At 60.3% G+C, this 22,481-nt stretch carries 27 protein-coding genes; 17 read left to right on the top strand and 10 right to left on the bottom strand.

What is annotated here, in order from left to right; translation table 11 throughout:
- The first annotated feature begins 50 nt into the window (after window positions 1-50).
- From Q0601_RS19830 to Q0601_RS19815, 4 genes are read left to right on the top strand one after another with little or no spacing between them, the layout of a single operon-like run.
- Entirely contained in the window at window positions 51-1,916 is a 1,866-nt protein-coding gene (locus tag Q0601_RS19830; protein WP_305291647.1) for a TRAP transporter large permease, read from the top strand.
- Between the two features lie 42 nt (window positions 1,917-1,958).
- The gene (locus Q0601_RS19825) at window positions 1,959-2,804 is read left to right on the top strand and encodes a transketolase (protein WP_305291646.1); all 846 of its coding nucleotides are present in this window, start codon (window positions 1,959-1,961) and stop codon (window positions 2,802-2,804) included.
- Between the two features lie 26 nt (window positions 2,805-2,830).
- On the top strand, window positions 2,831-3,808 hold the full coding sequence (locus Q0601_RS19820) for a transketolase family protein (protein ID WP_305291645.1): 978 nt from the start codon (window positions 2,831-2,833) through the stop codon (window positions 3,806-3,808).
- Between the two features lie 9 nt (window positions 3,809-3,817).
- Window positions 3,818-4,555 carry an SDR family NAD(P)-dependent oxidoreductase gene (locus Q0601_RS19815; protein ID WP_305291644.1) on the top strand — a complete coding sequence of 246 codons (738 nt, stop codon included), beginning with the start codon at window positions 3,818-3,820 and terminating at the stop codon, window positions 4,553-4,555.
- A gap of 81 nt (window positions 4,556-4,636) precedes the next feature.
- On the opposite strand, the gene Q0601_RS19810 is transcribed toward Q0601_RS19815, so the two are convergent.
- From Q0601_RS19810 to Q0601_RS19780, 7 genes are all read right to left on the bottom strand, one after another.
- Complete coding sequence (locus Q0601_RS19810; protein WP_305291643.1) at window positions 4,637-6,361, bottom strand: recombinase family protein; 1,725 nt, start codon at window positions 6,359-6,361, stop codon at window positions 4,637-4,639.
- A 26-nt stretch (window positions 6,362-6,387) separates the two neighbouring features.
- Window positions 6,388-6,813, bottom strand: a complete 426-nt coding sequence (locus Q0601_RS19805) for a hypothetical protein (protein WP_305291642.1) — start codon at window positions 6,811-6,813, stop codon at window positions 6,388-6,390.
- Between the two features lie 10 nt (window positions 6,814-6,823).
- Window positions 6,824-7,078: a type II toxin-antitoxin system prevent-host-death family antitoxin gene (locus tag Q0601_RS19800; protein WP_305291641.1), complete on the bottom strand. Its 255-nt coding sequence runs from the start codon at window positions 7,076-7,078 to the stop codon at window positions 6,824-6,826.
- A gap of 66 nt (window positions 7,079-7,144) precedes the next feature.
- Window positions 7,145-7,342 carry a hypothetical protein gene (locus Q0601_RS19795; protein WP_305291640.1) on the bottom strand — a complete coding sequence of 66 codons (198 nt, stop codon included), beginning with the start codon at window positions 7,340-7,342 and terminating at the stop codon, window positions 7,145-7,147.
- Between the two features lie 714 nt (window positions 7,343-8,056).
- Window positions 8,057-9,088, bottom strand: coding sequence for a CBASS cGAMP-activated phospholipase (locus Q0601_RS19790; protein ID WP_305291639.1), 1,032 nt, complete (start codon window positions 9,086-9,088; stop codon window positions 8,057-8,059).
- Window positions 9,078-9,572, bottom strand: coding sequence for a hypothetical protein (locus tag Q0601_RS19785; RefSeq protein WP_305291638.1), 495 nt, complete (start codon window positions 9,570-9,572; stop codon window positions 9,078-9,080). The genes Q0601_RS19790 and Q0601_RS19785 overlap by 11 nt, the downstream gene beginning before the upstream one ends.
- Window positions 9,562-10,860: a nucleotidyltransferase domain-containing protein gene (locus Q0601_RS19780; RefSeq protein ID WP_305291637.1), complete on the bottom strand. Its 1,299-nt coding sequence runs from the start codon at window positions 10,858-10,860 to the stop codon at window positions 9,562-9,564. The genes Q0601_RS19785 and Q0601_RS19780 overlap by 11 nt, the downstream gene beginning before the upstream one ends.
- 131 nt (window positions 10,861-10,991) lie before the next feature.
- Between Q0601_RS19780 and Q0601_RS19775 the strand changes: the two genes are divergently transcribed.
- Both Q0601_RS19775 and Q0601_RS19770 read left to right on the top strand, forming a co-directional pair.
- Window positions 10,992-11,345 (top strand): helix-turn-helix domain-containing protein, encoded by a 354-nt coding sequence (locus tag Q0601_RS19775; RefSeq protein WP_151599372.1) that lies wholly within the window; start codon window positions 10,992-10,994, stop codon window positions 11,343-11,345.
- On the top strand, window positions 11,342-12,226 hold the full coding sequence (locus Q0601_RS19770) for an ImmA/IrrE family metallo-endopeptidase (RefSeq protein WP_305291636.1): 885 nt from the start codon (window positions 11,342-11,344) through the stop codon (window positions 12,224-12,226). The genes Q0601_RS19775 and Q0601_RS19770 overlap by 4 nt, the downstream gene beginning before the upstream one ends.
- A 316-nt stretch (window positions 12,227-12,542) precedes the next feature.
- Here Q0601_RS19770 and Q0601_RS19765 read toward each other — a convergent pair whose 3' ends face one another.
- The 3 genes from Q0601_RS19765 to Q0601_RS19755 form a co-directional block, all read right to left on the bottom strand.
- Complete coding sequence (locus Q0601_RS19765; RefSeq protein ID WP_305291635.1) at window positions 12,543-12,830, bottom strand: DNA -binding domain-containing protein; 288 nt, start codon at window positions 12,828-12,830, stop codon at window positions 12,543-12,545.
- A gap of 346 nt (window positions 12,831-13,176) precedes the next feature.
- Window positions 13,177-13,995 (bottom strand): DUF3626 domain-containing protein, encoded by an 819-nt coding sequence (locus Q0601_RS19760; RefSeq protein ID WP_247881901.1) that lies wholly within the window; start codon window positions 13,993-13,995, stop codon window positions 13,177-13,179.
- 285 nt (window positions 13,996-14,280) lie between these two features.
- Complete coding sequence (locus Q0601_RS19755; RefSeq protein ID WP_305291634.1) at window positions 14,281-14,907, bottom strand: LysE family translocator; 627 nt, start codon at window positions 14,905-14,907, stop codon at window positions 14,281-14,283.
- Between the two features lie 327 nt (window positions 14,908-15,234).
- On the opposite strand from Q0601_RS19755, the gene Q0601_RS19750 reads away from it, so the two are divergent.
- The 11 genes from Q0601_RS19750 to Q0601_RS19705 all read left to right on the top strand — a co-directional run bounded on the left by Q0601_RS19750 (window position 15,235) and on the right by Q0601_RS19705 (window position 22,477).
- Entirely contained in the window at window positions 15,235-15,582 is a 348-nt protein-coding gene (locus Q0601_RS19750) for an SdpI family protein (RefSeq protein ID WP_305291633.1), read from the top strand.
- A 16-nt stretch (window positions 15,583-15,598) separates the two neighbouring features.
- On the top strand, window positions 15,599-16,156 hold the full coding sequence (locus Q0601_RS19745; protein WP_305291632.1) for a P-loop nucleotide/nucleoside kinase family protein: 558 nt from the start codon (window positions 15,599-15,601) through the stop codon (window positions 16,154-16,156).
- 350 nt (window positions 16,157-16,506) lie between these two features.
- Window positions 16,507-17,184 (top strand): DNA methyltransferase, encoded by a 678-nt coding sequence (locus tag Q0601_RS19740; protein WP_305291631.1) that lies wholly within the window; start codon window positions 16,507-16,509, stop codon window positions 17,182-17,184.
- A 40-nt stretch (window positions 17,185-17,224) separates the two neighbouring features.
- Window positions 17,225-17,518, top strand: coding sequence for a hypothetical protein (locus Q0601_RS19735; protein WP_305291630.1), 294 nt, complete (start codon window positions 17,225-17,227; stop codon window positions 17,516-17,518).
- A 336-nt stretch (window positions 17,519-17,854) separates the two neighbouring features.
- A complete protein-coding gene (locus Q0601_RS24740) occupies window positions 17,855-18,061 on the top strand; it encodes a transcriptional regulator domain-containing protein (RefSeq protein ID WP_244630474.1) in 207 nt (68 codons plus the stop codon).
- Between the two features lie 58 nt (window positions 18,062-18,119).
- A complete protein-coding gene (locus Q0601_RS19730) occupies window positions 18,120-18,641 on the top strand; it encodes a DUF2285 domain-containing protein (RefSeq protein ID WP_305291629.1) in 522 nt (173 codons plus the stop codon).
- Window positions 18,642-18,787: 146 nt separating this feature from the next.
- Window positions 18,788-19,057: a helix-turn-helix transcriptional regulator gene (locus tag Q0601_RS19725; RefSeq protein WP_305291628.1), complete on the top strand. Its 270-nt coding sequence runs from the start codon at window positions 18,788-18,790 to the stop codon at window positions 19,055-19,057.
- A complete protein-coding gene (locus tag Q0601_RS19720) occupies window positions 19,058-20,086 on the top strand; it encodes a replication initiator protein A (RefSeq protein ID WP_305291627.1) in 1,029 nt (342 codons plus the stop codon).
- Window positions 20,083-21,432: a DNA cytosine methyltransferase gene (locus tag Q0601_RS19715; protein WP_305291626.1), complete on the top strand. Its 1,350-nt coding sequence runs from the start codon at window positions 20,083-20,085 to the stop codon at window positions 21,430-21,432. The genes Q0601_RS19720 and Q0601_RS19715 overlap by 4 nt, the downstream gene beginning before the upstream one ends.
- Window positions 21,429-21,947 (top strand): DUF2840 domain-containing protein, encoded by a 519-nt coding sequence (locus Q0601_RS19710; RefSeq protein WP_305291625.1) that lies wholly within the window; start codon window positions 21,429-21,431, stop codon window positions 21,945-21,947. The genes Q0601_RS19715 and Q0601_RS19710 overlap by 4 nt, the downstream gene beginning before the upstream one ends.
- Window positions 21,944-22,477, top strand: coding sequence for a S26 family signal peptidase (locus Q0601_RS19705; protein ID WP_305291624.1), 534 nt, complete (start codon window positions 21,944-21,946; stop codon window positions 22,475-22,477). Before Q0601_RS19710 ends, Q0601_RS19705 begins: the two co-directional genes overlap by 4 nt.
- Window positions 22,478-22,481: the final 4 nt, after the last annotated feature.

Here is a 22,481-nt window from a genome sequence, read left to right as displayed (position 1 = left end):
CTCGGGCGACCCATTCCATTGCGCGAAAGCTATTACATGCAGGTATCCAGATGACTACTGCCACCCAGGACCCGGCCATCGACGGGGTAACCGAAAACGAATTTGCCCGACCCGCTTCCCCCTTCATGCGTCCCGTTGAATTCATCGCAGCCATGTTGATGCTTTCTGTGATCGCGCTTCTATTGACAGGCGTCATATCTCGTTACGTGGTCAACCTGCCAATCATCTGGATCGAAGAGGCTGCTTCGATTGCCTTCATCTGGCTCGCGATGCTGGGTTCGGCCATCGCCATCGACCGGAATGAACACTTGCGACTGACCCTGTTTCTTCAGTTTCTGTCACCCCGCATCCGCGCGGTCACTGAGGCGACGGCTCTGGTTGCAGCTGCGGCATTCCTGATTGCACTCATTCCGGTGGCGTTCGAATACACATATGAAGAATCCTTCATCACCTCTGCAGCACTGCATATTCCCAATTCCTGGCGCGTCGCAGCCATTCCTACGGGATTTGTGCTCATGCTGGCTCTGCTGGCACTCCATGCTATTCGCGAATGTCGCATTGCAGATTTGCTCATCGGCGTCCTGATCGTAGCTGCCGCGACTGGGATCTTATGGGCGGCAAGTCCGCTCTTCATCGCTATCGGTAATCTGTCTCTGGGAATTTTTCTTGTTCTTTTGGTGGCAGTCTGTCTTGTCGCGGGCGTTCCCATCGCCTTCTGCTTTGGGATCGGAACATTGTCATATTTGGCCTTCGCGACTCATGTGCCGCCATTTGTAATGGTGGGCCGCATGGATGAAGGCATGTCGGGCGTCATCCTGCTTTCGGTTCCGGTTTTCGTCATGCTTGGCTGTGTGTTGGACCAAACTGGCATGGGCAAGGTCATTATCGATTTTCTTGGCTCGATCCTCGGCCACGTGAAGGCAGGGATGAGCTATGTGCTCTTGACCTCACTTTTTATCGTTTCCGGGATTTCCGGCTCAAAAGTGTCGGACATGGCAACGGTCGCTCCAGCGTTGTTTCCGGAGATGAAACGCCGTGGCAACAAGCCACCCGAGATGATCGCGCAACTGGCCACCGGCGCTGCAATGGCTGATACGGTTCCGCCATCGATCGTATTGATTGTGCTTGGCTCGGTCGCCGGCATTTCGATCGCGGATCTGTTTGCTTCAGGATTTGTCGTCGCACTGGTTCTTTTACTCTCATTGATGGCACTGGCCAGGTTCCGTGCCCGTCATGAATCGATGGATGGTGTGAAGCGCGCCAACCTAAAAACCGTCGGGCAATTGCTGGTCATCGCTGCGCCTGCGCTAATCCTGCCTTTCATTATCCGGGGGTCGGTCACCAGTGGCATCGCCACCGCCACTGAAGTGTCGACTATCGCTGTCATTTATGGACTGGTGATCGGCGCGATACTTTATGGCGGCATCACCTACAGCCAGATCTACCGCATGCTCGTCGAAACTGCAGCGATGAGCGGTGCGATCCTGCTGATCCTCGGCACGGCCCTATCGATGGCCTGGGCTATCACCCAGGCTGGTGTCGGAGAGGTTCTGGCCCAGTTCGCGGTCAGCATGCCTGGAGGCGCGATTTCATTCATCGTGCTGTCTATCGCCATCTTCCTGGTGTTGGGCTGCGTGCTTGAAGGGCTACCCGCCTTGGTGCTGATGTCACCACTTATGTTCCCTATCGCTGCTGACCTGGGCATCCATGCAGTGCACTATGCCATGATCATTGTCGTCGCGATGAATATCGGTCTGATGGCTCCACCATTGGGAATCGGTTTCTATCTCGCCTGCCGTATTGGCAATGTCGCGCCAGACAGCGCGATCCGTGCCGTCTGGCCATATATTGGTGCGCTTTTGATCGGACTTGCCATCATATCGGCGGTCCCGTGGATCTCACTAAGCGTGATCTGATCTCCCAACCTTTTCAGTCCAGAAATTTCGGAAGGATCTGACATGAACGAAATCACGAATCTGCACAATTCCAGCCTGAAGGATCACGCCCGCCGCGTGCGACATAACGCGCTGGTCATGGCCGAGACACAAGGACAAGGCTATATCGCACAAGCGCTCGGCGTTGCCGATGTTCTGACCGTGACCTACTTCCATGCGATGAACCATCGCCCGGATCAGCCGAGCTGGGAAGATCGCGACCGGTTTCTGTTGTCGCCCGGACATTACGGCATTGCGCATTACTCTGTCCTCGTTGCAGCGGGATATCTGCCCGAAGAAGAGCTGATCACATATGCTGCTGATGACAGCCGCCTGCCAATGTCTGGTATGACCTCTTACACGCCAGGCGCCGAGATGTCAGGAGGATCGATCGGTCTTGGTCTACCCATGGCTGTCGGTATGGGCCTTGGATTGAAGCGAAAGAAATCAAAATCCTTTATTTATACTCTGATGGGTGATGGTGAGTTGGCTGAAGGGCCGACATGGGAGGCTGCGATCTCCGCCGCAAGCTATCAGCTTGATAACATCATTGCGGTCGTCGATTTCAATCAGGTGCAGGCCGACGGCCCGTCGACCAAGGTCATGAATACAGAGCCCGTGGTCGCCAAATTCGAAGCCTTCGGATTCTATGTCCAGCGCATCGACGGGAATGATATGTCGGCGCTAGTGGCCGCCTTCGACCGGGCCCGGGAGCATCCGGAGCCCCAGCCTCGCATCATCATCTGCGACACAAAGATGGGTTGCGGTGTCGACTTCTTGGAAGGCCGTGAAAAAAGCCACTTCATCCGCCTTCAGCCTGACGACTGGAAGCGCGCGTATCAGGCACTCGAGGCCTCGTCAGTGCAATGAACATGCAGCTTCACAAGGAAAACACAATGCTCAAGACCAAGTCCCCCGACATCACAGCCTCTGCTATCGACGAAGGACATCCTACGACCTCGATGCCGTTCGGAAATGCATTGATCGAACTCGGCCGCACTCGCCCCGAAATCGTGGGCATGAGTGCAGATCTGGCGAAATACACCGATATCCACATCTTCGCGGAGGCTTATCCCGATCGGTTCTATCAGATGGGTATGTCCGAGCAGTTGATGGCAACAGCTGCGGGCGGCCTGTCCAAAGAAGGCTTCATACCCTTTGCAACGACCTACGCCACCTTCGCCTCGCGCCGCTGCTACGATTTCATGTCGCAGGCGGTTGCCGAGCAGGACGCCAACGTCAAGCTGATTGGCGGTTTGCCCGGCCTGACCACCGGTTATGGTCCCAGCCATCAAGCCACCGATGACATTGCCATTTTCCGGGCAATGCCGAACCTGACGATTATCGACCCATGCGATGCCTATGAGATCGAGCAATTGGTCCCGGCATTGGCCGATCATCACGGACCGGTCTATTCCCGGATCCTGCGCGGAAACGTGGCCCGTGTCCTTGATCAATACGATTATCGATTCGAGATCGGAAAGGCGGCCCTTTTGCGCGGCGGCAGCGATGTGCTGATCATCTCAACCGGGTTCATGACGATGCGCGCCCTGGACAGCGCCAAGGAACTGAAGAGTGACGGTATCGATGTTGCCGTCTTGCACGTGCCCACAATCAAACCACTGGATGAGTTGGCAATACTTCGCGAAGCCAGGCGGACTGGTCGCCTTGTCGTTACTGCGGAAAACCACTCCAGTATCGGCGGCCTGGGCGAGGCGGTATCCAGCACTCTGGCGATGAATGGCGTATGCCCCGAACTGCGACGCATCGCCTTGCCGGACCGCTTCCTTGATGCAGGCACCCTTCCTGTGTTGCAGCACCGCTATGGGATTACCCGTGAGGCAATGACAGAAAATATCCGTCGCTGGCTGTAGGGGATCGTCATGGAAAAAGTGGTAGTCCTTACCGGCGGCGCCTCCGGGATCGGCCGCGGCATTCTCGATGAAGCGATCGCGCGAGGCTGGCGATGTGCAGTATTCGACTTGCCGGGTTCTGGGTTGGAAGCGCTGCGGACCAAGACCGAAGGCGTATTGTGCATCGGCATCGACATCACTGTTGAGGCCGATGTCCGCGCCGCAATCGAGAAGGTTATGGAGCATTTCGGCCGCATCGACGGCGTGGTGAACTGCGCTGGAATTGGTCAGAATGTCGCTATCGAGGATACGACAAGCGCCCAATTCTTGTCCATCCTGAACGTAAATGTTGTGGGCTCATTCAATGTCTCGCAAGCCGCGGTGGGGAGAATGGAGGCAGGAGCCATCGTCAACATCACCTCGGTCTCGGGTATGCAGGGCAATGTTGGAAGGGTCGCCTATGGCGCCTCGAAAGGTGCCGCCAACACCATGACACGCATCATGGCGGTCGAACTGGCATCTCGCGGCATCCGCGTGAATGCCATAGCGCCCGGACCGGTCGAAACGCCCATGACAGAACGCTGGCACGACGCAGTGACACGACAGAATTGGGTCTCGCGCGTGCCACTGGGGCGTTATGGTCGCATTGAAGAGATTGCGAAGATGACTCTCCACCTGCTCGGTGAGGACGCCTCCTACGTCAACGGCCAAATTCTGGCGGTCGACGGAGGCTTCTCCATTGCAGGATTGATGCAGTTTGATTCTTGAGAAGCTGACCATAACAGGCGCGATGTTCAATGCAGATGAAGCCCAACAGTTCTATTGTTCCATATAGAACAGTCAGCTACGTTATGCAGCAAGCTTAGGGATCTCGCGCTCGATCAATCGCAAGTATCGTTGGTTGCGAGCCCCCGCAACCATTGAGACCGACAAACCCGCCGCACCAACGGCGGGTTTTGTCTTTTTACCAGCCTTTCCAATAGCTTGACGCTCAGTCCATTCAAGGATCGTGCGCAGTTCGCCGTGCAGCGTGGCGTAGATTTCTCCGCGTTCCGGGCCGGGGGTCAGCACAATCTTGTCGATCAGCATCCGCAGCGCCTCAGCCGCCTGGGGCCGTTCGTCGGGCTTGGCAAGCGCGGCGGTCAGCGCCGCGACCTTCCTTGCATAGATCGCCGAGGCGCTCGGCAGCAGGTCCGGCGTGTCCTCGGGAATATCGACGAGTTGCTCGGTCAGTTCGGCCTTACGCGCCTCGAGCGCATCCATCGCGCCCTTCATGCTCGGGTGGAACATGCCCGCCTTGATCGCCTCGATGATGCCCCTGATCTGCTTCTCGACCTTCACCAGCTCGGCCTTCCACACATCGCCGTTTGAGCGGCGTTCCCGGTTAAGCCGATTGGTTTCCTCGGCATAGGCTCGCATCGCTTCCGCCGCGACTTCGGGCGTCATCATCCGCTCCTTGAGGCCGGCAAGCACGCGCCGCTCCAACTCCTCGCGTGGGATCGTCCGGCTGTTGGAGCAGGTGCCCTTGGTCCCATGGGTTGAGCAGGCGAAGCGATCCGAGCCGCGAATCGAATACGGCCCGCCACAGCAGCCGCAGAACACCAGACCGGACAGCAGGGTCCTCGGCCGGTGGGTGCCGTTCAGGCGGTTCTTCCTGTGGTGCTTGTGAATGCCTTCGGCGACATTGGCATATTTGGCGGAGGTCGCGGCCTGCCGGGCCTTGACAGCCTGCCAGAGTTCATCGTCGACGATGCGCAGGTCGGGAACGTCCTTGACGATCCATTCCGATTCCGGGTTCAGCCGCGAGACGCGCTTTCCGGTCGACGGGTCTTTGATGTAGCGCAGCCGGTTCCAGATCAGCTTGCCGATATAGAGTTCGTTGTTGAGGATGCCTGTGCCGCGCTTCGCGTGACCATGGATGGTGGTGTCGTTCCAGAGCCGTCCTTCGGGACCGGGGACACCTTCCTCGTTCAGCGTCCTGGCGATGATGCGCGGGCTGATCCCCGCGGCATAGTCACGGAGGATGCGTTGCACGACATTGGCCTCAGCCTCATTGATCTCGCGGTCACCCCGGATCGGATCGCCGCGCGCATCGAGCTGCTTCACGACCTTGTAGCCGTAGCAAAGCCCGCCGCCCGACTTGCCTTCCTCCACGCGGCCACGGATGCCGCGATGCGTCTTGGCGGCGAGGTCCTTGAGGAACAGCGCGTTCATCGTGCCCTTTAGCCCGACATGAAGCTCGCTGATCTCGCCCTCCGCCAGCGTGACGATGGGAACGCCGGCGAACTTCAGGTGCTTGAACAGCGTCGCCACATCGGCCTGGTCACGCGAGATGCGGTCCAGCGCCTCGGCGAGCACGATATCGAACTGTCCCGACTGCGCATCCTGCAACAGCGCCTGAATGCCGGGACGCAGGATCATGCTCGCTCCCGAAATCCCCGCGTCCTTGTAGGTGCCGATCACTTTCCACTTCTCGCGCTTCGCCTGCTCGCGGCAGATGCGGAACTGATCCTCGATCGAGGCGTCCCGCTGGTTGTCGGAGGAATAGCGGGCATAAAGGGCAACGCGGGTCATCGGCCGGTCCTTTTAAAACTCCATGGTCAGCGGCGCACCGCGCCGCTCTTCTTCGCGCGGGCCAGTTCGAGGAAGCTGGCCCTGATCTTCGCAAACAGCCCCGGCGGAATGAAGCCATAGGCGAACGCGCCCCGCCTGCCGGGAACAGGCGACAGCCCGCCATTGGGCCATTCGTCGATATTGTGTTCCGAGACGATCACCCAACTCGGCGCGTCGTCGAGGCCGATGGCCTGCTTGACCTTCGCCGGGATCTCGATGCCGAACGTTTCGCCGGAGGGCGGCGTGTGGGTGATCGGCAGCAGCACCACATGGCGCGGGCGAACAAGGGCATCGGTCGCGGCGACGAGGCAGGCCGGACGGTCCTTGCCTTGATCCTGGCCGGCGGCAGCCTCATGCGTCCAGAGGTAATCGTAGCGGATGACAAGGCCGGGCTTCGGTTCAGGGATCGCCACGTCGCCGACCTTACTTCAGCAGGTCGTCGAGATGGGCGTGTTCCGGGTCCATCTCGGCCCGTTCAACGGCGTCGATCACCACATCGGCGGCGTCCGCCGAGCGGTGCGTACGCTGCGCGGCGGCGCGGAGCCAGTCGTAGTGGTCGGCGGACATCAGCACGAACTCGCGCCGCCCGTGCCGGGTGATCTCCACCGGCTCGCGCTGCGCCTGATGCTGGAACTCTCCGAACTTGCGCTGGAATTCGAGGGAACCGACTGTCGGCATGGCAGGCATCCTTTAGCTTGGGGCACCTGAATTATACGTGTAATTCGTGTTTTTACAAGGCCGGGATCACGCATCCTCGCCTGCCAGAAGCTTCTTCTGCGCCCTGCGTTCCAGCGCGATCTTGCGCTCGAACTGCTCGCGGGCGATCTGGCGGCCGATCAGCTGGGCGAGGGAGCGGATGGCTGCATCGGCGCGCGCAGGATCGCTCCGGCCCGCTTCCGGCCCTATGACCTCGATGCTGATCCTGTCGCGTTTGAGCGCCATCGTCTCCAGAAATCCCATGCCCGGAAGGGGCAGGGACCATCGAAGAACCGTTCGCGCATGAAAAGAAAGTCCCCCAATGCAGCCGTGCGGCGTATAGGATATAATAGCGTACAATAAGGACTGGCCGCAATTTGGAGAGTATGCTGCAGTGGAGATCGGCAACGACAAGTTAGGCGAGGCAATTCTCGCGTTGCGTTACCTGCGCTCGTAACGGTTGCGCACGGCGGTTGCTTCAAGTCAGATCGCGGGTGCCTTCGTCATTGTGACAAAGACTCGCGGTTGAAAAAGGCCAAGAGCCCAGCCTTTTTGTGAGGATTTGTAAGGTTAATAGGTTTTGATGCATATCTTGCAGGCAGGGGCCATGCCATCTGCTGACTGATCCTCGTCGCGACCCACGGCCACCCGCTCGGGGAGGTGCTGAGGGGGCAGCTCCATGCCAATCCGGCCAACGCCCCGCTTCTGCCGCAAGCCGACGCGGCTATCGATGCCCTCGCGGCGGTAACCGGGTTGACGCAACCGATCTGCCCGCGCCTCTGATGCCATTGTCCGCACCCGCCATTCAAGACCCCCTCATCAGCGCGTTCTCTCTGGATCCAGTCCGGCTGGCGGAGCATGTGTCCAAGCCGGTCCTGATCGTTCAGGAAGAAGCGGACCTTCAGGTCGGCATGTCGGGCGCCGGGTGCGACCCCAAGTCCGCAGACACACACGGATAGGCTACTTCCCGGAAAAATGCTTCTCCCGCGGCAACACCCTATTCCGGAAGAAGGAGGAAATCTCGGTGCGCCTGCTTTCAAAATGCTCCGCAGCCCGGTCCGGCAGGCGGGCAAACGCTTCGTCATAGTCGTCCATCTCGATCGCCGTATCGGATTCGTCGGGCTCGATACGCAGGCAGCGGTCAGGCCCGAGCAACAACTTCGCCTGGGCGGTCGCGTTGTCGGTGGTCAGGAACATCGCCGCCTTGATCGCCTCCCGCCACGCGATCAGCCCCCGGAACACGTCGGGCTTGCGCAGTGCGAAGGGCGCATTGCCGGTGCCGATGCTGAAAATCTCCACTTGGTCAAAACCTATGGCGTAGGCAGTGATGGCATCGACGAGCGCGACCATAATCGGATTGTTGGCCCATACGCCGCCGTCGATGAAAATCCGACCGCTCTCTTCGTGCTCAAGCCCCTTGAGGTAGGTGGGCGCTGCTGAAGTTGCTCGCGCCACTTTCCACATCGGGGTCGCGTGATCGTTCCTGAAGTCCCTGTGATGATCGGTCTTGAAAACGGCGATTTCAGTCTTCGGCATCATGAAGGCCGGAATGACCAGCCGGGTCATGGAGTCGCCGAGAAGATGATCGGTGAACCGGCGCTTCAGGGCCTCTTCCAGCTCTTCATGAACCAGCTTCGGGCCGTTGAGGGATCGCAGGAACCGGCGGACCCGGCCGATCCATCCACCCGGCAGCGGCGGAAATATCTTCCGACCGTCATCGTGGTAAAACCCCTTGATCTCGGCGGTCGGAATACCCAGTCCCAGGCCGAGGGCGATGATGCCGCCGGTCGATGTGCCGGCGATCATGTCGAAATACTGAGCCAGCGGCGCGCCATCGCAGAAATTCTCTTCACAACGCCGCAGGATTTCGGCGGTGTAGATGCCCCTGATCCCGCCACCGTCGAGCGAGAGGATTTTGAACGGCCTGTCCGACGGCCAAGGCTGGCGCGCGCGGCGGGTCGGCAGGCTGTTGGCGCGGCGGTCAGTGAACATCGGCCTTCACCTCCCGGATGATCTGCGCGTCGGCGGCGTGCATGCGCGCTACGCTTTCGTAGCCGACGCCGGACGCGAGCCATTCGCCCGTCAGGTGCCACAGCTCGTAATAGGCGAGCCATTCGGCGGTCCAGTGGATAGTCGTCTCCGCGATCAGGCGCGCGGCGGACCACTCGCCGCCCTCGGGATCAAACAGGCACAGGCCGGAGCTGGGGGGATCGTTCGCATCGTAGATCAGGTGCGGGATTTCAGCGAAAGTGCCGCCCGGCCGCGGCTCCAGCGGCGGATCGATGACCATGACATAGGGCAGCGTCATCGCGCCCGGCTTCCAGAAGAGGAACACTTCATACAGCCGGGCTTTGGGCCGCAGCGGCCCCCGCCATGCCAATGTGCCATCCCCCAGTCTCCGGCCCTGGAAGTCCGGCCACTGGGCGGCCATCGCCTTGAGCTGGGCATTGGGCGAGCGCGCCCCGTCAGTCTTCATCCGGGTCGTCCGTCGGTGCACCGAGAATGAAGGGATGGAAATTGTGGCGCGGCACCTCACGCAAACGCTCCGGCGCGGCAACGACGGCCGGGGCATAGATGCCGCCGGTGCGCGGCGCGGAAAGCACCGGCTCCACCCGGTCCCGGCGGTCGTAGCGCTCCATCAGGATGGCACGCTGTTCCCTGCCGATCCGCTCGCCGAACAACTCGTCGATCGTGTTGGCGATATCGGTCAGCGACGCCCTCGCCATGAATTCCAGCCGTGCCGCAAGGTGCTCAAGTGCTTCGGCCAGCGCCTTCATGTCGGCAAGGCCGGGGGCATCGGGCCGCGGCCAACGGTCATTGATGCGGTCCGGCGGATAGGAGGGGTTTTCTTCGCGCGGGCGAGTGTCGTCCGCAAGATGCTGGCGCATGATCTTGGCCGTGCTGTCGGCCAAGGCATAGAGCTGCGCGGTGAGGCCGAGCGGGATGTACCCTACGCAGCCGGCGCGCTTGGTCAGGTAGATGGAAGGCGGCCGCGACAGGGGCAAATCCTCGTAGTGCAGGTTGAGGTACCGCTTCAGCAGCTTGAGCGCGACGGCCTCCTGCGCGTCGATCGCGCTGGGGATGACGGGCGGCAACTCGTGCTGCTCGGCCTTGGCGACGACCAGCCGTTCCTGCTCGTCGAGATAGTGCAAACGATTTTTGGAAATGGCGCCGCGGTGGCGCCGCAGAGCCTCCGCGAAGAGTTCCTGACCGACGCCTACCTGACCCCGGAACCAGCTGGTGAATCCCCACGGGTTGGACGGCACCCGCAACGCTAGACCGGTGTCGGGGGCATGGAAGATTTCGCCGGCCCTCTCTACAGCGAGGCGCTGCCGCCGGTCGAGGATCGTGACGTCCATGTGCATGAACGGAAACTGGAGCTGTACGCAGCGGGTGCAGCGCACGATCTTGTTGACGCCCGGAAATCCCTGCAACGACTCTTCCAGAATGTCGAGCGCCCGGCTGTTGTCCCAGTCGGCGGGCACGTCGATCTCGACGATGGCATCAACGTCGAAGCGGTCGTCATCCGTCCCGCTGAGGATGGTCGTGCTCGTGGCGATCGAGCCCTGCGCATAAATCAGGCTGACGCCGTCGATCAGATACGGCGCGAGGGAGCTGCCGCGGCGCTCAAGATGGGTCTTGAGGCGGCGGTAGCGGTTTTCGGCGACCTTGCGGTCGTGCGGGCTGAGTTCGATCAGCGCCGCCACATCGAGAAGCACCTCATCGAGGGCGTCAGTCTTATGAAAAGGGTCCGGTGCGGACATGTCTTTAATTTCCTTCTGGAGTGGCGGGCCGCCGGGATTTAGCTTGCCCATGTCGGAAAAGACATGAGATACATGTCTATAAAAATAGGACGCCGATCAACGGGCGTCAAGTTTATCATGACGGAGAAGACATGACCGATAGTGAAAGCCCCAGCGATATTTTCCGCGAAAGGTTGAAAAGTGCCCGCGAATTAAGGGGTTACAGCCAAGAGCAGCTTGGCGCGCGCGCCGGCATGCCGGCCAGCTCCATCGCCCATTTCGAGACCGGCCGTAAGCCGTCCTTTGATTCGCTGCGGCGACTCGCCAATGCGCTGGAGATTACCACGGACTATCTGCTGGGGCGCGTGGACAGCCCGGAACTGGCGCAGGCGGGCGACCCCCTTTTCCGCGACATCGGCAAGCTGACCGGCAGCGATCGCGAGATCGCCAAGGACTTTCTGGAGATGCTCGCCAAGCGCAACGCGAAGAAGGACAAGGACCCGTGAGTCGGATATTCAACCTGAAACTGGCCCGGCAGACAGCGGAAGCATTCCTCCGGGATGAGGGCATTTCAACGCTGCCGGTCGATCCTTTCGCGATCGCGGAGAGCCGTGACATCGTGGTCCAGGGCAAGCCCGCGGAACATGAGGGCGTATCCGGGATGCTGCTGCGGCACGGTAATGATTTCGGCATCATCTTTGCCACCCATATTCCCAGCCACGGCTTTCAACGCTTTAGCGTCAGCCATGAACTCGGCCATTACTTCCTGCCGGGGCATATCGACCAGGTCATCAAAGACGGTATCCATGTCTCGCGTGCCGGATTCGTGACCAACGACCCTTATGAGCTGGAGGCGGATCATTTCGCTGCCGGGCTTCTGATGCCAGAAACGCCATTTCGCAAAGCGATGGACCGGTTCGATCCCGGCCTGGATGCGATCGACCAGATGGCCGAGTTGTGCGTAACCTCGCGCACGGCAACGGCCATTCGATTCGCGGAACTGTCCGATGCTGCCGTCGCTGTCATCGTCAGCACCGGCGGCATCATCGATTACTGCTTCATGTCGGACGCCATGAAGTCGCTGCCGAAACTGGACTGGATTCGCAAAGGTACACCGCTGCCGACGGGCACCGCGACAGCAACGCTCGCAGCGGACCCTGACCGCGTCGCTGCCGGGGGCCGATCGAGTGACGAGACCGATGTGCGGGACTGGCTTGGCGGCACAACGCACGCCGCAGTATCTGAGGAATCCGTCGGCTTGGGGCGCTATGGAAAGGTCCTAACAGTTCTGTCTTCAAGCAGCATCGGCCTGGACGGCGATCCAGATGACGACGAAGACGATGAAAACAGCCTTCTCGAAAGCTGGACACCCCGTTTTCGGCGATAACGAAGTGGGCACGCTAGGTACAACGAACATGGAATTTTACACTTCGGCCACTTTCTGCCGAAGGCGAAATCAGGCGCGCTGCCAACGAGGAGCGAATTCTAACGCTACGGATTAGCGCCGAGTTACTGCGTTTTGGGCATCCGCCTTAAGGTCTCGAACGACCAGTTTAGCAGCGCATTGCCGCCGAAGCTCGTTGACCAAGTTAAGGAGAGCTTTCTCACGGCCCGAATCCTGTCATTCCGTTCTCCACTCCATCCCAGCTATTCCTTTGTCTGCCAGACGACGGGGTCGAAGTGCCGCTGGAGAGGCCGCGCCGTTACAGCTTCCCATCAACCGCTTGTTCGAGAATTCGTCGGTAGCCGATCTTCGTCATCCATCGTGCACGGGCCAGGTGACTTTCCCAGCAACGGCGTGTTCCTACGACATCGGATGCGGGATCGCGATGTAACACGATTTGTGCCACCTCGGTCCAACTTGCGCCCTCAGCGTCGGCATCGAGCAAGCGCAGATAGGTCACGAAATGCTCTTCGTCGTAGATCGTGATGTCAGGCCCGGTGGGAGCTTCGTCCTCGACATCGGGATCGAGTTCCGGTCTGACACGCATTGGCCTGCCTCCCTCTTTTGCTGGATGGTGTCCGCGGTGCGCCCCCGCAAACCATCCTTGTCACCCTGGTGATCGGGGAGTTCGAAACCGTACCAGACGGCCCCGTGGCCTTTAGGCGGGCAGCCCTGGACATACGCCACGGGCTCCCCGACCATAAGGTCAAGGAGTGTGGTGCCATCCTGGCCAGCACCAGCCACTGGTAGGGGTTTCGACGCCCCAGAGCAGCGCGTCTGCTCTGGGGCCAATTTAGCGGGTCAAAGGTGAAATGTCCCGCAGTTTCTGAAGACGAGCCGCGTGATACCGATCATACAGGAACAGCCATATTGGATCGATCTTGGCACGCGCCTCAGGTCACCGGGAGAGAAGCGCCCCCGTATCGTGCAACGCAATGCCAAACCCACTTAGCCATCTGATAGTCGAGCAGACGATCTCGAGCGCGCCATATTACAACCGGTGTCACCACGCCGCACTCAGCGATTTGAGTAATCGCATCGGCTACAGCAGCACCCCGGAATGTTTCGCAGTCGGCCAGACAATCCAAAGAAAGTCGAAAGCCGCCGTGCCACTCTACCGCGCACCCGAGCGAGGCTGCTGCTGTTTCGATGCTGGTGTCCTTGAAAGACGGGTCAAGAACGACAGCCTCGACATCTCCCGGCACATTGAGCGTGCCATGGACATGCGCCTCGATATAGTTGTCGAGCAATGGGTCGAGGTCTAATGCGTTTTCCTCTGCGAGAACGATGAGCGGACGAACGTCATCGACGGCATAGTGCCGAGGCTCCCAATAACTGTCTGGATAGCAGAATGAGGTTCGGGAGCGGACGTGCGAGGCTAGACGAAGGTGACATGAGCCAAATCGGCGAGAGCCGCCGGCGGGGTCATGGCGATAGTTCAGGGCCCCATACTTCGGTCGCAGCGACGGATGAGCATTATCATAGGCGGCGCCGAACACCCGGCTTTCCCAACTCCAACGCTCTCCGCCTTCATAGGCAGTGAGGCCACCACTGCTGGTCCCTGTCTCGAATTGTGATCGATAGGTTCCGTGCCGGCCGATGAGGTCAATAACCAAGGCGCCATTAATGGTAATATCAGGATGGAAGTTCAGCGTGATTGGGTAGGATACGTCTCCTGCGCCATGCGGACTTTTTTGACGTAGATGCGCCAAAGCTCGTCCGACCGGGCTAGTTATCTCGGAACCAACTGAACTTCCCGAGTAAGCGGTCTTCATAATCACGGCCAACCCAAATCCCCAGAACTCCTGTGGGGGTTTCCAAACCTTTCATAAAAAGTGGCTTCGGGGATGTTGAGGCAATCGATGCGCTTACCTGTTGCGCTCACTCTGGTCCGCACGCCCCCTTTGAGAAATTGAACTGTTTCACCGGCCATCTACCGAAACGCAGTGCTGCCTATGAGCATCCTAACGGCCGATGTCTTCCGAGCCAGAGGGTGGCTATCGTTGCTGAAGGGCCAAGCGAACGCCAAGGCCACAGTAGATTCCCCCGACCACCTTGCTCTGCCATTTCAGGACGACCGGATGACGACGAACGAAGGCACCGAGACCACCGGCACCAACCGCGAAAACAATCGTGCTCACGAAGCCGAGAACAGCGAAAAGCACTCCTAAGATCATTAACTGCATGAAGACCGCACCGTTTTCGGGGTGGACGAACTGTGGTAGGAACGCCAGGAAGAACAGCGCGGTTTTAGGGTTGAGGACTTCGGCAAGAATGCCTTGACGGAATGCCTGGGAAGCTGAGAGGCGGATTTGATCCTGCCCCGGCATCGTTGGCGTCTTGTCCAGGATCGCCTTGATCCCGAGATAGAAGAGATAGGCCGCGCCCGCATACTTGATTATGCTGAACAAGGTCGCTGAGGCCGCAATGATCGCGGAAATCCCTACGACGGCAAAGACAGTATGAATGATGTCGCCGGCCGTTATTCCGGCTCCGGTCGCTATGCCGACTTTAGTGCCTGAGGTCGATGCCCGTGCAAGGGTGAGAAGCGTCGCCGGCCCCGGAATAAAGACGAATCCAAGAACAATTGCGCAATATGTAAGCAGGGTCGCGGGATCAATCATACTATAGTCTCCTGAGCTCAGCACCATCAAGCATCATTTGCTTTTGGTACGCAACCGCGTTTTGGTGTTATGTTCGGCAAGTGCCACCACGCTCTTCTCTGGAGCAATGCCAAGCTGCCCATGTCACCATGATTTTCGTGCCTGGGCTTCTGCGGTAAGGTGTCATAGTGAGTGGACTGGTGAGGTCAGCATAGCCATCGCCACGGCCGTTTCCAGTGCTATGTAGCTGGGTTTTTCCGCGACGCCGACTCTGTCGATGGTACCTCACCAGTAAGGCGTGGTCGGATCAGTTGCAAAGCCAGCGACATGGTCCAGTGGAGATTCGCTGTGAAGACTTTGGAGGAGAGTGTGCGCGGATACAAACAAGTTGCCTGGGTTCGCTTTATTCCACTGCTTTTTGCGGTGGTAGGAATGCCCCTCGTGCTCAAGATGGTCCCGCCGAACCCGTTTTACGGGGTGCGCACGGAAACCACCTTGGCCTCGGCATCAGTTTGGTACAAGGCAAATTACTGGGCTGGTCTGGTCGCAGTTGTTTTTGGCTCGTTGGCGGCGGGTGCGAACGTCGTTATTCATAGATCTGCGTCCATACCGGACAACATGAAGATGCTCATGATAGTATCTGCAACTGTCGTCGTTGCGGGAGCGATGGCTGTTGCAGGCATAGTCGCCTCGTGACGCTTGGAGTGGTACGTTGATCAGCGCCGGTGAAGACGGGGAAGCCTTGGGCTTTCAGCAAGCACTTGATCGCGCGTCCTCGCTCCTGCGTACTCATCCTCGCATCGTCTTCATGATGTGCGGGATAGCAGGATCAGGGAAGACAACCTTCGCCCAAGCATTAGAGGGCATGGGCTGCCGACGGCTATCTATAGATGAGGAAATTTGGCGTACCTATGGTCGCTTTGGTATCGACTATCCTGAGGATGAATATCCCATCTTGCAGGCTTCGGCAGAGAAAATACTGCGCGAGCAACTCGTCGAAATGCTGCAGACAGGAACAAAGGCGGTAATCGACTTCAGTTTCTGGAAATCCCAAACGCGAGCTGACTACGGTGAGCTTGTGCATCGTAATGGTCACCATTGCCAAATTGTGTTTCTGAAAGTTCCAGAGAACGTGCTGCGGAAGCGATTAGTTAATAGAGCTTCCCGTCGCGATGCTAATGCGGCCTTTCCAATTACAGACGATCTCCTACAGCGCTACATCCAAGGCTTTGAGCCTCCCTCCGGTCAAGATGCGTGGACCGTAGAATAATCCATTGTCGAAGACTTTTTGTGGGCAAGTCAGGTCGTCTATTTTCGCTCGTCAACTCCACTGAATCATATTCCGTTGATATCAACCACATCTTCAGGTTGGTCAGTTCGGCACGAACGGTAGGCTACGCGTCGCGCCAGATTACTAAGGGCGCTGCCCTCGCGCGGCACAAGGGAACTCTCCGGCCTTTCGCGGCATAAACGGCCCACTCCCCGCAAGCGGGTCCCCTCTCATTTATTCCACGGTGCCAAAGACTTCCCTTGCACCTTGCTACCCCGGTCTCGCCGACGGGCAAGGGTTCAGGAGCGGCGCTTCGCTTCTCTGAACCCCAAACCCAAAGGAAGAAAGACATGACCGGCAACACCGACACCTCCCGCAACGTGATTTTCAATGCCGATTGTATCCAGGCGATGCGCTCATTTGACAGGGGATCAGTGAACTTCATTCTGACCGATCCGCCCTATCTCGTGAACTATCGCGATCGTAACGGCAGGAAGGTGGCGAACGACGACAACTCCCGCTGGCTGCGGCCCGCTTTCAATCAGATGCATCGCGTTTTGAAGGATGGTGGTTTTTGCGTCAGCTTCTACGGCTGGAATAAGGTCGATTTGTTCATGGACGCATGGAAGGCGGCAGGCTTCCGCGTTGTCGGGCATATCGTTTTCCGCAAGCGTTATGCGTCATCGGCGAAGTTCCTGCGCTATCAGCATGAGCAGGCCTACTTGCTGGCGAAGGGCAATGTTTGTCTGCCCGAAAACCCCATCCCGGACGTGATCGACTTCCCCTATGCGGGCAACAAGCTTCATCCAACGCAAAAGCCCGTCGAGGCCCTGACGCCGCTCATCGAGGCGTTCACGAAGCCCGGCGACATTGTGCTGGACCCGTTCAGCGGCAGTGGTTCCACCTTGGCGGCAGCGCAGCAGCTCGGCCGCAACTGGATCGGCGTCGAACTGGACAGCCGGCACCACGAGACGGCCAGCAGACGGCTTGCATGGATGCAGCAGCAGAACGGAAGGGCGGCGGCATGAGCCGCCCCACCTTTCCAACGGACCGAGAGAGGATTTTGCAATGCGCTGGATCGTGACCGCCGACTATTGGGGAAACTGCCTTGGCATGGGAGAAGACGCGGACGGCGTTCCTACCCGTGGCACGCCGGAACAGGCCGACGCCCTGCCGATGGAGTTCTGGCTTTGCGACGCAAAGGAAAACGTGGTGTTCGAAGGCCGTTGCGGCGACATTCAAGCGGATTGGTGGCATGGCTTTGAGCCGCTTATCGCGACTTGGAACACGTTCCGTTGCCGTCGCCTCTATTATCGCCGCGCTGGAAGCAAAGAACCCTGGCGCTTGCTTAAGCAGCCATAAGCCGAACGCTAAGGCGGGAGTTGAAGGAGTTCCGGAGCCTGTGCTTGGCTCCGTGCTCTGCCAAAAACAATGGAAAGCATCTACCAGATCAGTTGGACCGATCTGCTGTTACTGCATGTCCCACTGGCCGCGTTGGAAATTGCGCTCGCCGGCACCGCCGGCTCGCGAGTCGAGGCGAACGGGGCTTTGAGGGCGCACATATCCAATGCGTTCATTGGATATACGATCCGGTTATCTTGAAAGAATGGCTACCTCCGTCACTGGCCATGGCTGACGCTTGTGATAGGGGCGGTAGTACTGAAATCGAAACACCGCCCTACATAGGGAGGTGACGCCATGCTGTTGGGCATCGATTGGCGTACATCGGCGGACTACAGACATACGAAGACCATCCCTGCCGCCGGTTTCGCTTGGGAATATCTGCGGCGCGACGACGAGTATCATCACGACTTCCGCGCAATTTCGCGAATGAAGAACCCTACAGGCCCCCGGCTCGATGCATTCGCACGACGCTGGGGGTTGCGATTTCCCCTGCGATCCTGAAACGCTCGCCGATCCGCCATCCCAATTCTGGATTCCAAGCCTTCAGCCGCAGGCCGTCATGCTATCGCCAGCGCTGGAGCCGGATAATCCCGAGGCGCCAACATTCACGCTGGCCCATCTCGACGGCCTCGAACTGCGACGTGCCGGTGATGGCTGGCACGGACTGTGGCAGGTGGATGGCGTAGCGCATCAGTTCTGGCTGCGCGAGGCAGTACCCGACGCGCCAGCGTTCTACGCCGTCAGCTTGCCTATGGACGCCTTTCTGGAACTGCGCGCCCATGCGGCGCGGCGCTTATGGCGTTCCCTTAACGGTCGCGCGCCCGGCCCGGATTTTCGCGCGATGCCGTCGCAGCTGCGCCAATTTCATATCCTGTCCCTGCGCGCGCTCGACGCGAAGTTGCGTGGTGAAAGCCACCGCACCATCGCCGAGGTGTTACTTGGTTTCCGCGGCGACAAGACGGATTGGGAGAACGATCCGCGCCGCAACAAGGCCCGGCGCCTGGTTGCACATGGCATCGCTATGATGAAAGGCGGCTACCGGCTGTTGCTGCATTACCCGGTCAAATCTCCACGCAAATAGTTTCCGCCTTTTTGCGGCTATTGGGGGGCCGTTAAAATGTAGTTGCAAATTCGGCCCGCTACAGGTCGCCGATTCCTCGCCAAGGTTCGCCACAGCCCGCTGTCGCCGCTGACAGCGGTGTCAACCGACGAACCCGAGGTGATCCCATGCCCGACCCGCTGGCGGACCTGCCACCGAGATTCCTGCGCACCAAGGAAGCTGCGTATTTCCTCGGCCTTTCGCGCCGAACACTTGAGAAGCATCGCACCTATGGCACCGGCCCGGTTTACCGGAAGGTTGGCGGCCGTGTCCTCTATTCGATCCGCGATCTGGAAGCCTGGACCGAAACCGGCGCCCGCACATGCACGCGGGACAAGGGCGCCGGCACGGTCTTTCCCCCGCACCCGCTCACGCCCGATGAACGGAATCGGCTCTGAATGTTGCGGGACAACGATCACAGCCCCGCCCGACCGGAGAACGCCAGCGAGCGCCGCCGCCTCCACCCCTTCGTGGTCGCAACCGGTAACGCCGCACCGCGCGACCAGCGCGACCTGATGGAGCGGCCTTTCTTCTCCCTGGCGAAATCGCCGCGCACCAAGCCGATTCTCTACAAAGCCGCCGATGTCGAGGTTCAAGTCCTCGGTATGCCCGAGCACGGCATGGCAACCATCTGGGACGCCGACGTGCTGATATGGGCGGCGAGCCAGATCGTCGCGGCCGAGAACAACGGCCTCATCACGTCGCGCTTCTTTCGCTTCATGCCCTACCAGCTTCTGCGCGCCATCGGGCGGGCGACGGGCAACCGGGACTATTTTCTGCTCAAGGCGGCACTCGCGCGGCTGCAATCCACCGTCATCGCAACCACGATCCGCAACGGCGCGCATTGGCGGAGGCGGCAATTTTCTTGGATCAACGAATGGGAGGAAATGACCACGCACGCCGGCCGCGTCGAGGGCATGGAATTTGTCCTGCCCGAATGGTTTTACAACAGCGTCATCGATCGCTCGCTCGTGCTGGCGATTGATCCGGCCTATTTCCGGCTGAAGGGTGGCATCGAGCGCTGGCTTTACCGCGTCGCGCGCAAGCACGCCGGCCGCCAGCCGGAAGGCTGGTCTTTCGAGATCGCTCACCTTCACCAGAAGTCCGGCAGCCTCGCCCGGCCGTCCGACTTCGCGCTCGACCTGCGGCGGATCGCTGCCCGCCAGTCGCTGCCCGGCTACCTGCTCCAGATCGAATGGGAGAACGGCCGGGAGCTGCTGCGTTTCCTTCCCGAAGAACTATCCACAGTGCCTGTTGATAACCATGTGAATCCTATCGGGACATCAGGCGCACGCAATATCGGGACATCAGGCGCAAATCGTTCGCCGGACTCTATAGAAGAATCTAACAAAGAATCTAACTCTTCTTCTTTGACGCACGCGCGGGCGACCCATGGTGCCGGCACCGTGCCGCGAGGTGCGCCATGATGCGCGCCCTCGACCTGTCCAGCGCCGCCGCCGGCGGCTGGTCGCTCGGCCTGCATCGCGCGGGCTTCGTCACCATCGCCGCCTGCGAGATCGTCGAATGGCGGCGCATCCTCTACGCAGAGAACAATCCCCATGTCAGACTCTACGAGGACGTGCGCGGACTCACGGCAGCTCGCCTTGTTTCCGACCTTGGAATCCTGCCCGAAATCATCGTCGGCAGCCCGCCGTGCCAAGACATCTCCAGCGCCAACACCAAAGGGCGAGGCATCGACGGAGAACGGTCGGGCCTCTACCTCGAAGCCGTCCGCCTGGTCGGAGATTGCCGCCCTCGCTGGTTCGCTTTTGAGAAAAGCCCTAATCTCAGAACTCGCGGCGCTGACCGGCTGCTCGCTGAACTGGAAACGCTCGGCTACGCCGTTGAACCGTGCGTGGTGGGTGCTGACAATGTCGGCGCCAACCATGTCCGCAAGCGGTCATGGCTCATCGGCTACGACCCCGAACAGCTTGCCGACACCCGTATCGCAATACCAGCAAGGTGGCATCCGTCTGGAGGGCGGTTCTGGCGCGCGCAGGGCGATGAAGGAATCAGGTCTCTACGACCTGTTCCGCAATCGCCCGCTGCCGCTACCGACGCCGATGGTGACGGATGGCATGACGAATGGCGCGGGCGGCGGGGCGGGATCGACATATCCGCTGCGCATAATCCTGGCGACGCCGAGGAAATCGGATGCGGATCGAGGCGGTCGCGGCGACGTGTTGAGCCAGTTGCAGGGCCATGCCAGCCATCATGCGGGCATGATGCCGACCCCGGTGAAGCCGAACGGCGGGCGCAGATTGAGCGCGCAGGAGATCGAGACGGGACGCCGGGCGAACGGGGCGAAGGCGCAGATCGACACGCCGAATCTGCTGCGCCATGCGACGGAAACTCTGCCGACACCGACGAAGCGCGACAGCCGCATGGACGGCTGGAGTCCGGCCTACGCCCGCAGGAAATCCCCGACGATGGACGCGGTGATGGACGGCGCGATGACGGATCGCGCGCCGGACAAATGGGCGGGCGCGCGGGCGCTGGCGGCGATGCTGCGGAACCATGGGCTGACTGGAACGGCGGCCTTGCCCATCACCTACGGCTGGATGATGGGCTTTCCGCCTGGGTGGCTGACACGCGCATTGCGCCCGGCAGTCGCAAAGGGACTTCTGCGGCCAGCCTGATCGTCGAAGCCTTCGGCGACGCCGTTCTTCCGCAAATCCCCGAAGCCATCGGCCGCGCGATCCTGCGCACCGAAGCCGCGCTCGACGCGGTGCTGGTGCGCTCCACCCCCGACACCCCCGGAGACGAACAATGACCCGCAGCGCGTATCGTAGCGCGCACGGCCGTCCGCTGCTGGACGGGCCTGCGCCCTTCACGACACTGGTTGAACTCACCTTCGATAAACGCAAGGTCGAGCACTGGATACGCTTCGGCCGCAAGAGCTACGAACAGATACTCGACCGTCGCCGCAGCGTCGTCGGCTTCGCACCGGAGAGCATTTTCGCCTTTGTCCGCTGGGCGGCCGGCGAGCATGGCACGATCATTTCCCGTATCGACATTGTGCGCGCCATCGGTCGGGGCGAGCCATTCCAGACGTTGCCCTTCGTGCGGCCGGGCGGCGAAATCCTGCTGCGCCTCGACGGCTGGCCGAAGGTGCAACGCGCGCTTGCCGTCATCGACGCCGTGGAAGCCCTGGGCCTGGACCCGGCCGACGTGTCGCCGGACTACTGGCGGCACGCGCACAACCGCCTAACCGCCAATCTGGAGCCGAGCGACTACACGCCGGAACGACATGCGGCATGGATCGGGCGTCGGAGGATCGACCCATGACGCGCCGCCGCTACCTTGCGGTCACGGCGCTGGCCGCAATGGGCATCGCCGTCGAGACGCCGACGAAACTGATCTGGAACGCCACCGCCAGCGCGCCGGTCGGCTTCTACACGGTCGAGCCGGTCAACGCGCTCGACGTGCCGGAACTGGTCGCCGTCATGCCGCCCGAACCGCTCGCCGCCTTCATGGTCGGGCGCGGCTATGTCGGGCGCGGCGTCCCGCTGTTGAAGCGTGTCCTCGGCCTGCCGGGGCAGCGGGTTTGCCGCACCGGCAGCACGGTCACGATGGACGGGATCGAGATGGGCGAGGCGCTGGAGCGCGACAGCCTCGGCCGCGATCTGCCCATCTGGCAGGGCTGCCGCGTCATCGGCGACGACCAGATTTTCCTCATGAATTGGGACGTGTCCGACAGCCTGGACGGCCGATATTTCGGACCCGTCCCCGCAAGCTCCGTCATCGGCAGAGCCGTTCCGCTCTGGACCAATGAGGAAGGCGCCGGCCGCTTCGAGTGGCGCGCGCCGACGCACTGATTTC

Origin of the sequence: Paracoccus wurundjeri, assembly GCF_030678915.1 — a bacterium.
GTDB classification, from domain to species: domain Bacteria; phylum Pseudomonadota; class Alphaproteobacteria; order Rhodobacterales; family Rhodobacteraceae; genus Paracoccus; species Paracoccus onubensis_A.
The sequence above is the reverse complement of the archived record's forward strand: the minus strand, read 5'-3'. Positions and strand labels throughout refer to the sequence as shown.

Excerpts from the sequence above, each read along its gene's own strand:
- Q0601_RS19710 (WP_305291625.1), top strand. The coding sequence starts at position 21,429 with ATGACCCGCAGCGCGTATCGTAGCGCGCACGGCCGTCCGCTGCTGGAC.
- Q0601_RS19725 (WP_305291628.1), top strand. The coding sequence starts at position 18,788 with ATGCCCGACCCGCTGGCGGACCTGCCACCGAGATTCCTGCGCACCAAG.
- Q0601_RS19715 (WP_305291626.1), top strand. The coding sequence starts at position 20,083 with ATGATGCGCGCCCTCGACCTGTCCAGCGCCGCCGCCGGCGGCTGGTCG.
- Q0601_RS19740 (WP_305291631.1), top strand. The coding sequence starts at position 16,507 with ATGACCGGCAACACCGACACCTCCCGCAACGTGATTTTCAATGCCGAT.
- Q0601_RS19830 (WP_305291647.1), top strand. The coding sequence starts at position 51 with ATGACTACTGCCACCCAGGACCCGGCCATCGACGGGGTAACCGAAAAC.
- Q0601_RS19800 (WP_305291641.1), bottom strand. The coding sequence starts at position 7,078 with ATGCCGACAGTCGGTTCCCTCGAATTCCAGCGCAAGTTCGGAGAGTTC.
- Q0601_RS19815 (WP_305291644.1), top strand. The coding sequence starts at position 3,818 with ATGGAAAAAGTGGTAGTCCTTACCGGCGGCGCCTCCGGGATCGGCCGC.
- Q0601_RS19730 (WP_305291629.1), top strand. The coding sequence starts at position 18,120 with ATGCTATCGCCAGCGCTGGAGCCGGATAATCCCGAGGCGCCAACATTC.
- Q0601_RS19720 (WP_305291627.1), top strand. The coding sequence starts at position 19,058 with ATGTTGCGGGACAACGATCACAGCCCCGCCCGACCGGAGAACGCCAGC.
- Q0601_RS19705 (WP_305291624.1), top strand. The coding sequence starts at position 21,944 with ATGACGCGCCGCCGCTACCTTGCGGTCACGGCGCTGGCCGCAATGGGC.
- Q0601_RS19780 (WP_305291637.1), bottom strand. The coding sequence starts at position 10,860 with ATGTCCGCACCGGACCCTTTTCATAAGACTGACGCCCTCGATGAGGTG.
- Q0601_RS19785 (WP_305291638.1), bottom strand. The coding sequence starts at position 9,572 with ATGAAGACTGACGGGGCGCGCTCGCCCAATGCCCAGCTCAAGGCGATG.
- Q0601_RS19755 (WP_305291634.1), bottom strand. The coding sequence starts at position 14,907 with ATGATTGATCCCGCGACCCTGCTTACATATTGCGCAATTGTTCTTGGA.
- Q0601_RS19775 (WP_151599372.1), top strand. The coding sequence starts at position 10,992 with ATGACCGATAGTGAAAGCCCCAGCGATATTTTCCGCGAAAGGTTGAAA.
- Q0601_RS19820 (WP_305291645.1), top strand. The coding sequence starts at position 2,831 with ATGCTCAAGACCAAGTCCCCCGACATCACAGCCTCTGCTATCGACGAA.
- Q0601_RS19790 (WP_305291639.1), bottom strand. The coding sequence starts at position 9,088 with ATGTTCACTGACCGCCGCGCCAACAGCCTGCCGACCCGCCGCGCGCGC.
- Q0601_RS19825 (WP_305291646.1), top strand. The coding sequence starts at position 1,959 with ATGAACGAAATCACGAATCTGCACAATTCCAGCCTGAAGGATCACGCC.
- Q0601_RS19810 (WP_305291643.1), bottom strand. The coding sequence starts at position 6,361 with ATGACCCGCGTTGCCCTTTATGCCCGCTATTCCTCCGACAACCAGCGG.
- Q0601_RS24740 (WP_244630474.1), top strand. The coding sequence starts at position 17,855 with ATGCTGTTGGGCATCGATTGGCGTACATCGGCGGACTACAGACATACG.
- Q0601_RS19765 (WP_305291635.1), bottom strand. The coding sequence starts at position 12,830 with ATGCGTGTCAGACCGGAACTCGATCCCGATGTCGAGGACGAAGCTCCC.
- Q0601_RS19795 (WP_305291640.1), bottom strand. The coding sequence starts at position 7,342 with ATGGCGCTCAAACGCGACAGGATCAGCATCGAGGTCATAGGGCCGGAA.
- Q0601_RS19735 (WP_305291630.1), top strand. The coding sequence starts at position 17,225 with ATGCGCTGGATCGTGACCGCCGACTATTGGGGAAACTGCCTTGGCATG.